The sequence below is a fragment of the Gammaproteobacteria bacterium genome (assembly GCA_036381015.1).
Lineage (GTDB): Bacteria > Pseudomonadota > Gammaproteobacteria > Steroidobacterales > Rariloculaceae > ZC4RG20.
Genome location: DASVDR010000029.1, coordinates 215225 through 229014 on the forward strand (window position 1 = coordinate 215225; position 13790 = coordinate 229014).

Annotated in this window: 9 protein-coding genes and 1 CRISPR repeat array; of the genes, 5 read left to right on the plus strand and 4 right to left on the minus strand. The window is 65.7% G+C overall.

Going from position 1 to position 13790, the window contains the following annotated elements:
* The 4 genes from VF329_11610 to VF329_11625 all read left to right on the plus strand — a co-directional run bounded on the left by VF329_11610 (nucleotide 1) and on the right by VF329_11625 (nucleotide 3980).
* Nucleotides 1-1035, plus strand: coding sequence for a transaldolase family protein (locus tag VF329_11610; GenBank protein HEX7081652.1), 1035 nt, complete (start codon nucleotides 1-3; stop codon nucleotides 1033-1035).
* A gap of 76 nt (nucleotides 1036-1111) precedes the next feature.
* Nucleotides 1112-1819, plus strand: a complete 708-nt coding sequence (locus VF329_11615) for a phosphatase (protein HEX7081653.1) — start codon at nucleotides 1112-1114, stop codon at nucleotides 1817-1819.
* Nucleotides 1816-3132 (plus strand): lipid IV(A) 3-deoxy-D-manno-octulosonic acid transferase, encoded by a 1317-nt coding sequence (gene waaA, locus VF329_11620; protein HEX7081654.1) that lies wholly within the window; start codon nucleotides 1816-1818, stop codon nucleotides 3130-3132. The genes VF329_11615 and waaA overlap by 4 nt, the downstream gene beginning before the upstream one ends.
* Entirely contained in the window at nucleotides 3132-3980 is an 849-nt protein-coding gene (locus tag VF329_11625; protein HEX7081655.1) for a S1/P1 nuclease, read from the plus strand. The genes waaA and VF329_11625 overlap by 1 nt, the downstream gene beginning before the upstream one ends.
* 93 nt (nucleotides 3981-4073) lie before the next feature.
* On the opposite strand, the gene VF329_11630 is transcribed toward VF329_11625, so the two are convergent.
* The 4 genes from VF329_11630 to VF329_11645 form a co-directional block, all read right to left on the minus strand.
* Nucleotides 4074-5213 (minus strand): DUF6152 family protein, encoded by a 1140-nt coding sequence (locus VF329_11630; protein ID HEX7081656.1) that lies wholly within the window; start codon nucleotides 5211-5213, stop codon nucleotides 4074-4076.
* Between the two features lie 179 nt (nucleotides 5214-5392).
* Nucleotides 5393-6664, minus strand: coding sequence for a PQQ-dependent sugar dehydrogenase (locus VF329_11635; GenBank protein HEX7081657.1), 1272 nt, complete (start codon nucleotides 6662-6664; stop codon nucleotides 5393-5395).
* A 232-nt stretch (nucleotides 6665-6896) separates the two neighbouring features.
* Nucleotides 6897-8249 (minus strand): MFS transporter, encoded by a 1353-nt coding sequence (locus VF329_11640; protein HEX7081658.1) that lies wholly within the window; start codon nucleotides 8247-8249, stop codon nucleotides 6897-6899.
* 75 nt (nucleotides 8250-8324) lie between these two features.
* Nucleotides 8325-9434, minus strand: coding sequence for an SMP-30/gluconolactonase/LRE family protein (locus VF329_11645; protein HEX7081659.1), 1110 nt, complete (start codon nucleotides 9432-9434; stop codon nucleotides 8325-8327).
* 502 nt (nucleotides 9435-9936) lie between these two features.
* On the opposite strand from VF329_11645, the gene VF329_11650 reads away from it, so the two are divergent.
* Nucleotides 9937-11175 carry a glycosyltransferase family 1 protein gene (locus VF329_11650; protein HEX7081660.1) on the plus strand — a complete coding sequence of 413 codons (1239 nt, stop codon included), beginning with the start codon at nucleotides 9937-9939 and terminating at the stop codon, nucleotides 11173-11175.
* 56 nt (nucleotides 11176-11231) lie between these two features.
* A CRISPR array of direct repeats spans nucleotides 11232-13727; the repeat unit is 36 nt; unit sequence GCTTCAATGAGGCCGCGGCAAATACGCCGCGGAAAC.
* Nucleotides 13728-13790: the final 63 nt, after the last annotated feature.

The window sequence follows — 13790 nt, forward strand, 5'->3', positions numbered from 1 at the left end:
ATGGACCTTTATCTCGACTCCGTAGATTTCAAGGAAATCGAAGCGGCTTTCGATTTCGGCTTCGTAAAGGGGCTGACGACGACGCCGACGTTCATGCACCGTCACGGCATCACCGACATCGACGGCGCGATCGTGAAGCTCTCCGGGATGGTGCCGGAGCTTCAAGTCGAGGCCCTCGGCGATACGCCCGATGCGATCGTCGCCGAGGCCGAGCGAATTCTCGGGCTGGGGCTCGAGCGCGAGCCCGTGTTCAAGGTGCCGATCTCGAACGCCGGCGTGAAGGCGTGCCAGCGGCTGACGAACCGCGGCCACCGCGTGAACGTGCATCTGATCTACACGTTGAATCAGGCGTACATGGCGATGGAGGCCGGCGCCGCGTTCGTCTGCCCGCTCGCCGGGCGCCTCCAGGATCAGGGCCACGACGCGATCAAGCTGTTCGAGCAGTGCGTCGAGGTCGTCGAGGTGCACGGCTACGACACGAAGGTCATGTTCTCTTCCGTGCGCCATGCCGAGCACGTGCGCCAGGCGCTGCTCGCCGGCGTGCACGTCTGCACGGTGCCGTTCCTCGTGATGCAGCACCTCTGCGACAACTCGCTGACCGAGGTCGGCACGGCCCAGTTCAGGGAGCACACGCAGCTCATGACGGTGAAGGTCAAGGATCTGATTCGGGAGGAGAATCCGGTCTGCTCGCCGTCGGACACGCTGACTGCGGCGATGGTCGGCATGACGCAATCGCGCCTCGGCGCCGTCACCGTCGTCGACGAGTCGGGCGCCGTCGCGGGGGTCTTCACCGACGGCGACCTGCGCCGCCGCCTGCAGAAGGACGGCCCGTCGATTCTCGACAAGACGCTCGGCCAGATCGGCTTCACGAAGAGCCCGGTCACGATCGGCAAGGAAAGCCTGTTGAACGAGGCGGTGAAGCTCTTCAAGGAGTTCCAGGTCGACAGCATCGTCGTCGTCGACGACGAGCGGCCCGCCGGCATCCTCGACATTCAGGATCTCGTGCGCCTCGGCCTGCTCGGTCCGCAGCGCTAACCCAAAAAGGTGTCAGACACCTTTTCCGGCCCGAGCCCTTCGTCGAGGAAAAGGTGTCCGACACCTTTTTTTCGTGATGCCATCGGTAAGTGACGTGCAGACGGCGTTCGCGGCGCTCGGCGGCGTGTTTCTGACGCCGGCCGCGGCGCTCGCGGAGCGGGCCGCGGCCGCGCGCGGAATCGTCTTCGACTGGGACGGCGTCTTCAACACGGGCGCGAAGGGCGACGGCGGCGCGAGCGGCTTCAGCGAAGCGGACTCGATGGGCGTCAATTTGCTGCGGTTCGCGATGTGGCGGGCGCATGCCGGGCTGCCGATCGCCGCGATCATCACCGGCGAGGAGAACCGGGGCGCTGCCGCGTTCGCGGCGCGCGAGCACTTTCACGTGCTCTACACCGGCGTCAAGAACAAGCCCGACGCGCTCGACGCGCTCTGCGCCGAGCACGGCCTGCCGCCGGAACGTCTGATCGCGGTATTCGACGACGTGAACGATCTCGCGATGGCCGCCCGCTGCGGCGTCAGGATCCTCGTGAGGCGAGACTCGAGCCCGCTGCTGCACGAGCACGTCGCGCGGCGCGGCCTCGCGGACTACGTGACCGCGGCGCCCCCCGAGCGCCACGCGGTGCGTGAGGCCGCCGAGCTTCTGCTCGGGCTCACCGGCGAGTTCGAGCGGGCCGTGGACTCGCGTGTCGCATGGGACGAGGATTACCGGCGCTACTTCGCGGCTCGCCAGGCCGTGGAGACGCGCTTCGAGTCCATGCCGCTCCAAGGGAGAGCCCGCGAGTGACCGTCTGGTCGGTCGCCGCCTATCTCCTGCTCCCCTACGCGCTGTGGAATCTGATCTGGCGCGGACTGCGCTACCGCCCCTATTGGAACCGCTGGCCCGAGCGCTTCGGCTTCGTCGAGCCGGTGCCGGGACGGCGGGTAATCTGGGTGCACGCCGTGTCGGTCGGCGAGGTGCGCTCGTCCGCGGCCCTGATCGTCGCGCTCGACGAGCGCTATCCCGAGCACCGCATCCACGTGACGACGATGACGCCCACGGGGTCCGAGCAGGTGCGGGAGCTCTTCGGCGAGCGCGTGAGCCACTCGTACGTCCCGTACGACCTGCCGGACGCCGTGCATCGTTTCCTCGACCGCATCCGGCCCGATCTCGCCGTCATCGCGGAGACCGAGTTCTGGCCGAACATTTTCGCCGCGTGCCGGCAGCGGGGCATTCCGCTCTTCCTCGTGAACGTGCGCGTGTCACAGGCATCGCTACGGGGCTATCTCCGCGCGCCGCGGACGACGCGCAGGATGCTCGAGAACGCGGACCTGATCTGCCCGCAGACCGAGGTCGACGCCGAGCGGCTGCGCCTGCTCGGCGCGCCCGCCGAGCGAATCCACGTGACCGGAAACCTCAAGTTCGACGTCGAGCTGCCGCAGAGCCTTCTGCAAGAAGGCGCGGCCGTGCGGCAGCAGTGGGGCCGAGATCGGCCGGTATGGATCGCGGCGAGCACGCACGCGGGCGAGGAGGCGCAGGTCCTCGACGCCTTCGCGAAGCTGCGGCAGACGCACCCCGACTTGCTGCTCGCCCTCGTGCCGCGCCATCCGGAGCGCTTCGACGGCGTGGAGCGCCTCTGCGAGCGCCGCGGGTACGAGATCGCGCTCCGCAGCCTCGCGCACCGGGAGCTCGGGGCGGAGGTGGACATCGTCGTCGGCGACACGATGGGAGAGCTTCAGCGGCTCTATGCCGCTTCCGACGTCGCGTTCGTCGGCGGCAGCCTCGTACGCCACGGCGGCCAGAACATTCTCGAGGCCTGCGCCGTGCGCGTGCCCGTGATCTTCGGACCGCACATGTTTCATTTCGAGGAGATCAGCCGGCTCGCGCTCGAACGCGGCGCCGCGCGGCAGGTCGCCGACGCGGACGAGCTTGCCGACGCCGTCGCGCTCTTCCTCGACCGGCCCGATCTGCGGCGCGCCGCCGGCGACGCCGCGCACAGCCTGATGGAGGACAATCACGGTGCGCTGCAGCGCACGCTGCGGCTGATGGACGAGACCCTCGGGCGTGTCGGCTTCGGCGTCGACCCGGCTTTCCGGCAACCCGCCGAAAAGGCGCCTTGATGTCGATGGACGGTCGCGTCGACCTTGCGCGCGCGAGCGCACGCGCCGTCAAAACGCTCGCGCTCGCGCTCGTCGCGTCGGCGGGCGCCGCGGCGCTCGCGGGCCCTGCTCTCGCGTTCGGGCCGGAAGGGCACAGGGTCGCGGGGCGGCTTGCCGAGCCGCTGCTCTGCCCGGCGGCCGCGGCAGCCGTCGAGAGCCTCGCGGGCGGCGAGGATCTCGGCGAGATCGGGGTCTGGGCCGACCGCATCCGCGACGACGAGGCCTGGCGGCACACCGGTCCCTGGCACTACATGAACATCGCGGACGGCGCTTCGATCGCGTCGTTCGTGCACCCGCCGGAAGGCGACGTGCTCTGGGCCATCGAGCGTCACGCCGCGCGGCTCGCGGCGCCAGGCTCGCGCGCCGACAAGCGCGAAGCGCTGAGATTTCTCGTGCACTTCGTCGTCGACGTGCACCAGCCGCTTCACGTCGGCCGGGAGTCGGACCGCGGCGGCAACACGATCGACGTGCGCGTCGGCGGCGAGACGATCACGCTGCATCGATTCTGGGATACGGACGTCCTGCGGCTCGCCGGGTTGCCGGAGCCGATCTATGCCCGCGGCCTCGAGCCGCTCGTGCGCCTGTTCGTGGTTGCCGCCGGCGACGATCCGTACCCGACTTGGGCGGCCGAAAGCCTCGCGCTGCGTCCGCAGGTGTATGCGTTCACGGCAGCGCGGAGCGGGGCGGTGCGTCTCGACGACGCGTACCTCGACCGCGCGGACGCGATCACGCGCGTGCGGCTCGCACAAGCTGCCGCGCGGCTCGCCGCGACGCTGAATCGGATTCTCGCGCCGGGCGAGGCGTGCTGAAGGAGCCGAGCCGCTCGCGGAGACGCTTCTCGAGGGCGGCGCTTTCCGCGAGCGGCGTTTAGATCGGCCGTACGATCCGACGCCGCCGCGCCGTCAACCCTGCTGGAATTCCGGCGTCATCTCCTTGCAGGGCTGCTCCTGGAAAGGCACGTCCGAGAGATACATGACGTCGTAGCTCTCGTAGGGCGCCGCCAAATAGACCGGATCGGTGACCGTGTACTCACGCTTCAGCGCCATCGTTTCGGTGTCGAGCGTGAAGCGCTCCACGATGTGCATCTGCTCGCTGCTGCGAGTGGGCGGGGACAGGACGCCTTCGGCAAAGCCGATGGTATCGACCACCAGCGTGTCGCCCTCCCAGTTGCCGATCGAATGCCCGGCGTAGCTCGGCTCGAGGTTCTCCGGATGCTCGGTCATACCGATGTGGATTCGGCGATGGAAGTTGTACAGGCCATAGGTGATGTCGATGACCTTTTCGCCTTCCGGCGTGATTCTTTGCACGAAACGGTTGATCGGCCAGTCCGCCGTCCAGTCTCGGATGATGCTGGTGGGTTTGCAGGCGAACCACGGATTGTCCTCCGGAGACCGGCGGTCGAAAGCCTCGGCCGCCTGCCGGCCTCGTTCCGTATAGACGACTTCCGGCCTCGGCGGCATCGTGGCGCGCACGTCCTCCAGGGTGATCTTGCCGGCGGCGAAATCCGGCGACAGGTGCTTGGGAATCATGGAGCCGCGACCGCCGCTCGGGGGCACGGTCAGCACGAGCTGCTCCACGGCCCAGTCACCGCTGAGGTTGAGCGTGCCGTCGGCCAGGCGCAGTGGACGATTGTGCGTATCGACGGGCTGACTCGTCGTTAGCTGATCGTTTCGGTTCATTTCGACCGAATCGCCGATCTTGAAGTTTTCGATGTAGCACGCTTCGGGATCATCGCGGTGCGGGTGACCTTCGATCTCCACGTGCGCGCCGACCTTGAACATGTCGATGGACCAACCGGAGCGCCTGATCAGGGTCGCGGCGCGCATTTCGCAGCGCATGTGCACCGTCTTGCCGTTCTCGTCGACCGTGTCGAGCTCCATGTAGGAGTGCGGGTTCACCAGGTTCATCTTGGTGAGGGTTCCGGACCATTCCTCGTTGACTTCCATCTCGAAACGGCCGAAACCATGGTGCGCGAACGCCGGCGCAGCCAAGCTGGCAACGGTGGCAGCGGCAACTGCCGACCTCAGAATCTTGTGTGACATGTCCATGGTTATCCCTTCATCCTTGCCGCTGTAGTCGAATAGAACGCCCGATCGAGCTCGGCACCGTGCTTGTCCCGGTGTCGGACAAAGGCGCTCGCCACGAATGGGAAGGCTAGTTTATCTGGATTTTGTCGCGACCGGGCCTATGCGATCAAGAAGAGAGCAAGCACCGCGAGAGCTCACTCGCGCGGCTCGATTCTGAGCACGGCGCCCTCCCGCTCGCCCGTCAGCACATAGAGCAGGCCGTCGGGGCCTTCGCGGACGTCGCGGATGCGCTGCTTGAGCTCGCGCAGCATCGGCTCGCGTCGAATTTCCTGCCAGTTCTCGTTGAACTGAATGCGCTGCAGTTGCCCTGTACGCGGCGTTTCGCCTTCGCGTAAACCGCCGACGAACACATTCCGCTCCCACTCGGTGAACACGCGCCCCGAATAAAACGTCATGCCGGTGACGGCAATCGACGGAACCCAAAAGACGACGGGCTGCTTGGTGCCCTCGAGGTAGGGATTCTTCGAGACGGAGGGACCCATGTACGTGCGGCCGTAGCTGACATAAGGCCAGCCGTAGTTCGCGCCCGCTTCGAGAATGTTGATCTCGTCGCCGCCGTTCGGCCCTTGCTCGGTGACCCACAGCTCGCCGGTCCAGGGATTGAGCGTCATCGAGTGGCCGTTGCGGTGTCCCGTCGTGTAGATCGCAGGGAGCCAGCCCGGCTTATCGACGAACGGGTTGTCGTCGGGTATGCGGCCGTCGTCGTGGAGCCGGATCGTCGTTCCCGCGTAATCGTCGGGCTTCTGCGAACGGAGCACGCCGAGGCCGGTGCCGGGCGCGCTGACGGTCATGTACAGCATACCGTCGGCCCCGAAGCCGATGCGCGAGGCCTCGGTCCCGGTGGCGCCGGTCTCGAATATCACCTCGAAGTCGTCGAGCGCCGTGCCCGTCCAGCGGCCGCGCCCGAGCACGGTCTCGCCCTCGCCCTCCGAGGTGGGCCGATGATAGGAAAGGTAGATCCAATGGTTTTCCTCGAACTCCGGATGCAGCACGACGTCCATGAGGCCCTGGAGGCCGGCAGCGTGCACCTCCGGCACGCCGGCGACGGGCTCGGGGTCCAGCACGCCGTCGCGGATGATCCGGAGACGGCCGGGACGCTCGGTCACGAGCGTCGCGCCGTCGGGTAGAAACGCGATCGACCACGGCTGCTCGAGGCCGCGCGCGACGACGACGACCCGTAGCTCGCGGTGCTCGGGCACGGCCGACTCGATCAGGAACGGGCCTTCACCGAGCGGCGGCGAGGACCAGGAGATGCCCGGCGGAATCGAAGACTCGGTCGCGGGCAGGGCCGCCGGATCGAGCGGCGGCAAGCTGGAGGATTGCGCGGCCGCCGGCGCCGAGAGCGCCGTCGCGAGCGCCATCAGGAGGCCGCCGGAGAAAATCTGCTGCGTTGTCGTGTTCGTCAATGCTGCTCCCCCGGGTTCGTGTCGAACCAAAAAAGCACTCCGCGCGGCGACGCGGAGCCGCGCGATCGTTTGCCGGATGTCGTCTTCTAGTTCATGAGCCGCGAAATGTCCATAAGCTGCGGCGCCGGGGCGGCGCCTGCGCGATGCGGGATGCCGAACTCGCGCGTACGCCGGCGCACGGCGCATGCAGCTCGCGGAGCAGTGTGTCCACACCGTTTCCCGGCCGCCGCCGCTACGCGCCTGCCGGCTCGACCTCTGCAATCGCGCCGCGGTCCGCGGCCTCGTCGAATTTGGACGGCGCCGCCGTGGTTTCCCGGCGCGGCATCAGCAGCAGCGCGCCCATTGCGAGAATGCAGCACCCGACGAGATAGGCGCTGATCAACGTGCTCGATCCGGTCGAGCTCAGGATCGCAGTGGCGATGAGCGGTGCGGGCCCGCCGGCGATGACCGACGCGAGCTGATAGCCGAGCCCCGCGCCGCTGTACCGCGTAGAGGGACCGAAGCTCTCGGCGATCAGCGCGGCCTGCGGCCCGTACTGCATCGCGTGGAACTGCAGCGAAATCACGATCGCGAGCAGCACGAGTGCGGGAGCTTGGGTATTCAGCATGCCGAAGTAGGGGAACGCGAACATGGCCAGGCCGACGATGCCGATGCCGTACATCAGGCGGCGGCCGATCAGGTCGGACAAGAGCCCGAACAGCGGCACGGTGATCAGGCCGGCCGTGGCCGCGACGAGCGTGTCGTTCAGCAGCGCGTCCCTGGACATGCCGAGGTGATCGGTGCCGTAGGTGAGCACGAACGTGACGAAGATGTAGAACGGGGCCTGCTCGGACAACCGCACGAACGCGGACGTGATCACCTCGCGCGGCTGCTCCTTCAAGACCTGCCACACCGGCAACTTGACCACCGCGTTCTCGCGTTTCAGCTGGCTGAAAGTCGGGCTCTCCAGCACCTTGAGCCGAACGTAGAGGCCGACCGCGATCAGCACGGTGCTCAAGAGGAACGGCACGCGCCAGCCCCAGGTACCGAATCCGTCGCCGGCCACTTGACCGAACAGGCTGACCATTCCGGTCGACAGGAGCAGCCCGAGCGGCACGCCGACCTGCGGCCAGCTGGCCATGAGGCCGCGTCGCCGTTGCGTCCCCCATTCCATCGACAGCAGCACGGAGCCGCCCCATTCGCCGCCGACGCCGATGCCTTGCACGATACGCAACGCCACGAGCAACAGCGGGGCGGCGACTCCGATCGTGTCGTAGCCCGGCAGCATGCCCATCAGCGTCGTCGCAATCCCCATGAGCATCAGCGTGGAGATCAGCGTCGCCTTGCGGCCGATGCGGTCGCCGAGGTGGCCGAAGATGACGGCTCCAATCGGCCGCGCCGCGAACCCGACGAACTGGGTGGCGAACGCGAGGAGCACCCCTCGCAGCGGCGTGTCGTTCGGGAAGAATACCTCCGGGAATACGAGCGCGGCGGCAGTCCCGTACAGGAAGAAGTCGTACCACTCGATGGTCGTGCCTACCGTGCTCGCGACGACGGCGCGGCGCCGATGCGTGCTAACGGCCAAGTTGCGTTCGGTTGTCGTCATTCTTCCCCCGAAGAGCTTTATTTTTGGTTCTTCGCCGTTGTCTCCCGGCGCGATCGGCTTCCGTTCCCCGCGGATTTACCCCCCAGGCCCCGGCATGATGCCGGCGACCTCGAGGCGGATTCGGTAGACGACGTCGCAGGCCGTAATGTACAGGCTCTTCCCGTCCGCGTCGCCGAACGCGACGTTCGTCGCGCAGATCTGCCGTTTCGGCTCGCCGCCGTAGATCGGCAGGTTGAGATAGCCGAGCAGCGTTCCCGCCGGAGACGTGATCCGGACGATGCCGGGCCCGGCGCCGCTCGTGGAGTAGACGTTGCCGAGCGTATCGACCTTCATACCGTCGCCGATGCCAGGCCCCTCGGCAAACACGATGCCCGCGCCGAGCGTGCCGTCCGGCTGCACCTCGTAGCGCATGAGCTTGCGACCCGCCGTGGCGTAGAGATACCGCTCGTCCGGCGAGAGTGCGATGCCGTTCGGAATGCCGCCGAGCGTCGCCGCGTCCAGCACCATCGTCGAGCGGCCGTCTTCGACGAGCCAGATGCCGTTCGGCATCTGCTTGTCCGGGCTCCGCCCTGCGCCGCGCAGGCCGAAGTCGTTGTCCGTCAGGTAAACGGCGTCGTCGTGTGTCACGGCGATGTCGTTCGGGCCGCTGAAGCGTTTGCCGTTCGCGCCGCCCGAGAGCACCGTCCGCGTCCCGTCGTTCTCGAGGCGCATCAACGCGCGGTCGTTGTCCGCGCACCAGATGAGCCGGCCGACGGAATCGAGGCTTGCGCAGCTCGGTCCGATCAGGAGCACGTGCGAGCGGCCGCTCCGGGTCTGCGCGCCCACGTGCTCGATGTCCGTGCCGGTGTAGCCGGCCTGCTCGAGAAACACGGAAACCTGCTTGTCGGCCGAGATCTTGTAGATCACGTTGTCGATCAGGCCGCCGACGAGCAGATAACCCGATCGGCCTTCTCGGACCCACACCGGACCTTCGTTGAGACCGAAGCCGCTCGCGATGAGCTCGAGCTCGGCGTTCGGCGCGACGATCGCATCGAGCGCAGGATCAATCCTCGTGATGCTGAAAGCCTTTGGCGCCGGCGGCGGACCGTCGCCGCGCATCGCCGGCGCCTGCTGCGAGGCCGCCGGACCGGCCAGCGTCGCTGCAAGCGCAAGCGCCGCGATCGCCGTTCGTGCGCGTGCGATCATCTTAGCTCGCGGACTTTGCCGAGCACGCTCGCAATGAGAAAGGAACATCAAAGGAACGTCATGCCGAGCGCTCCTCGGCCGCTTCGCAACAGCAGGTCGTCGGTACAGTACCGGGATCTCGACGCGAAGCAAAGGAAGGATAGGGGGAGATCCCCTAGCGCCAGACGTGCTCCGCGTTGCTCGAGAGCTCGGCCGGCATCGCGATCCGTGCGGCCGCTCGGTCGGGTGTCGCCGAATCCGCACTCCTCGAATATCGGGAATTCTCTGATTTTCTGTCTGTTTCTACTGCGGTGTCCCGTAAACGCCAATGCCTGATGCGTGCCGGGAAAGACCGTGAACACGTTCCGGCAGGCTCGCTTGTGCGCGTCCCTCGTCCCTCGAAGCATCAGGTATGGATAGTTGCGGGGTAGCATCCCGGGTAGCATAAGTCTTGCCGAGCCGTGCCCGCAGGACGGTTGCACACCTCAGCGAGATCAGGGAAAGATCAGGGAGAGGCCAGACCGTGGTCGACGCTCCGAAGCACTCGCGAATCGCGGTCATGATGCGCGCGATGGACCAGGATAGCGGCCACCAGTCCATCATCATGGGTTTGGTGGAGAACATGCTGCGCGAGGCACCGGAGACCTCCTTTCTTCTCCTTTATCGAACTCCCAAGTTCTTCGGCAGATTCTCCGAATATCCGAACGCCGAGGAAAAGCTCATCCGCGCTCCGCACAAGTTTCTTTGGGATCAAGTCGCGGTTCCCTACTACGCGTGGAAAGAAAACGCGAGCGTCATCTTCAACCCGAAGTTCAGCGTGCCGCTCGTGAGCCACTGCCCCGTCGTGATGGGCCTGCACGAGCCGGCCTGGTGGACGTGGCCTGAGCACTACGAACCGTTCGACAGGACCTACATGAAGACGATGCTTCCGATCTATATCAAGAGATCGAAGCACCTGTTTCCGATCTCCCAGTTCGTGGTCGACGAATGCCGGAAATACATCAGGCACCCGTTCGACAACACGACGGTTACGTATCCGGCACCGAGGAGTTACATCCGAAGAGTGGAGGACCCGGCTGCGCTGCAGCGGGCGCGCGCGAAGTACGGCCTGACGGAGCCGTTCATCTTCACGCTGACCCGCGTCGACCACCCGGGCCTCGATAACTCGCGCAGCTTCTTCCCGGGGAAGAACGTCGAGACGACAGTGCGCGCATTCGCGCAAATCCGCGACGAAATACCGCACGAGCTGGTCATCGGCGGCCGGCGAGTGGAAGAGTTTCTGCTTCATCGCGGCTTCAAGCACCAGGATTTCGCCAAGATTCGGTTCATGGATTTCATTCCGCATGACGAGCTGCCCGCTTTCCTGACGCTTGCCGATCTCTTCGTGCTCCCATCGTTCTACGAGAGCTTTGCGATGTCCTTGGTCGAGGCGATGACGTGCGGCTGTCCCACGGTGGTATCGCGGACTGGCGCCTGTCCGGAGATCACCGCGGGCGCCGCCCTCATGGCCGACCCGTATTCCTGGCACGATTTCGCCGAGAAGATGCGCCTTGTTTTGAAGGACGATGAGCTGCGCGCGCAACTGCGGAGCCGGGCGCTAGAGAGGGCGTCCTTCTTCGACTGGAGCCGCTCTGCCAAGCGCGTCCTCGACGCAATCGGCCAGGTCATCGAGGAGGCGCGGCCGCCGGCGAGCGCAGCCAAGTCGCCCACAGCGGCTCGTAAGAGCCCTTCGGGGCCGCCAGCGGGAACGAAACGGGCGTGATGCCGCGTTGGTCGGGTGGAACCTCGAGTCGGGTCTTCCAGTGCCGCTGTGCAACGGCTTCAATGAGGCCGCGGCAAATACGCCGCGGAAACTGAACGGCGACGCGCGACGCCTCGGCGCGATCCTCGAGCTTCAATGAGGCCGCGGCAAATACGCCGCGGAAACCGGCCGCCGGCGAGCGAAAAAGTCGGCTCCATAACAAGCTTCAATGAGGCCGCGGCAAATACGCCGCGGAAACGCGGGCCGCGAAAGAGACCGGCTCGAAGAAGGCGGAGCTTCAATGAGGCCGCGGCAAATACGCCGCGGAAACTCACGATGTTCCGGTTCACCGATTCGGCCTATTCGCTTCAATGAGGCCGCGGCAAATACGCCGCGGAAACCTTTCCATCGGTGCTTCTCTCCACCCAACCCGAGAAGCTTCAATGAGGCCGCGGCAAATACGCCGCGGAAACACCTTGGTCCGCCCCGTTGTTGCGCCGGATGAGCACGCTTCAATGAGGCCGCGGCAAATACGCCGCGGAAACGCCGACGACGCGCGACTGTCCTGCGCTCGCGGAATCGCTTCAATGAGGCCGCGGCAAATACGCCGCGGAAACACACGAGCAGCGCAAGGGCTGCCAACGATGGGGGGCGCTTCAATGAGGCCGCGGCAAATACGCCGCGGAAACTCGAGATTGGTCGAAGCGTAGAGCCAAGGCCGATCCGCTTCAATGAGGCCGCGGCAAATACGCCGCGGAAACGAGTTCGAGCGCATCGTCGTCAGCGTGAGCGGGGGCGCTTCAATGAGGCCGCGGCAAATACGCCGCGGAAACGACGTGGCGGTCGATTCGACGGACGGGACGATCGCGCTTCAATGAGGCCGCGGCAAATACGCCGCGGAAACCGAGGGCGCGATCCGCTCGCTCGAGCAGATGATCTCGCTTCAATGAGGCCGCGGCAAATACGCCGCGGAAACAGTCGGTGAACTTTTCTATGTCCATGCTGTTCCTCAGCTTCAATGAGGCCGCGGCAAATACGCCGCGGAAACTGAAATCCTGGGCCATCGAGACCTTCCGAATGTCCGGCTTCAATGAGGCCGCGGCAAATACGCCGCGGAAACGCAGGGTGCAGCCCTAAGAGCGCTGCGGTCACGGCCAGGCTTCAATGAGGCCGCGGCAAATACGCCGCGGAAACCTACTGGCACATGCTGCCGCTCGCGAATCAGGCGCGGCTTCAATGAGGCCGCGGCAAATACGCCGCGGAAACCTTCGCGTGGTCTGGAGCTGCACGGACTTCGTTCGTCACGCTTCAATGAGGCCGCGGCAAATACGCCGCGGAAACCGGTGTTCGGCTCAACGGCGACGCACCGATCGTCCCGCTTCAATGAGGCCGCGGCAAATACGCCGCGGAAACCTGCTCCCGATCCTTGCACTGCGACATCGGGCATTGGCTTCAATGAGGCCGCGGCAAATACGCCGCGGAAACCGGGGTGTGGGGACATATGATCTACTGGGGCGCGACGCTTCAATGAGGCCGCGGCAAATACGCCGCGGAAACCTCGCGGCGCGCAGCGAGAAAAAGGCGCACGTCCAGTGCTTCAATGAGGCCGCGGCAAATACGCCGCGGAAACTCGGCCTCGATCGTCTGCGAATACACCTGATGGCTGGCTTCAATGAGGCCGCGGCAAATACGCCGCGGAAACCGCCGAATCCGCAGCCGCTCACGCTGATTTTTCAGCTGCTTCAATGAGGCCGCGGCAAATACGCCGCGGAAACCTCGTGCTCGCGGAGCGGGACGTAATCAACGATCTGGCTTCAATGAGGCCGCGGCAAATACGCCGCGGAAACTGCGCTCGGCGTGATGCGCGGCGGTTGGAGCTCGCCGCTTCAATGAGGCCGCGGCAAATACGCCGCGGAAACCCGATCGAGAGATTCAAGAGCGACGACGTATGTATTGCTTCAATGAGGCCGCGGCAAATACGCCGCGGAAACCGTATTCGGGCGGCGGGTCTTCTGCGAAGCACGAGCAGCTTCAATGAGGCCGCGGCAAATACGCCGCGGAAACCGTCATCCGCGCCGTGAATCCGTTTCGCTTCGACTTCGCTTCAATGAGGCCGCGGCAAATACGCCGCGGAAACCCGCGAACGCAAAAGGATTACCTGTCGTACATCAGCGGGCTTCAATGAGGCCGCGGCAAATACGCCGCGGAAACTACGGGCTCGATGTGGATGAGTACAAATGCACGGGCCGCTTCAATGAGGCCGCGGCAAATACGCCGCGGAAACACTCGCGTGTGCTCATGCGGCTCGTGTGTGCCCCGAGCTTCAATGAGGCCGCGGCAAATACGCCGCGGAAACCGCGTGGAGCTCGTCGAAGCAGAGCGCCGACGGGTTGCTTCAATGAGGCCGCGGCAAATACGCCGCGGAAACAGGCGAAAGTCGTATCCGTCCGCAACGGCTATGCGGGCTTCAATGAGGCCGCGGCAAATACGCCGCGGAAACCTTGATACACGGAGCCCTCGCGGGCCCGGATGAGCGCGCTTCAATGAGGCCGCGGCAAATACGCCGCGGAAACCCCTATGAGGGCGAGCGCCGTGTATCCATCGTGCTGCTTCAAAGAGGCCGCGGCAAATACGCC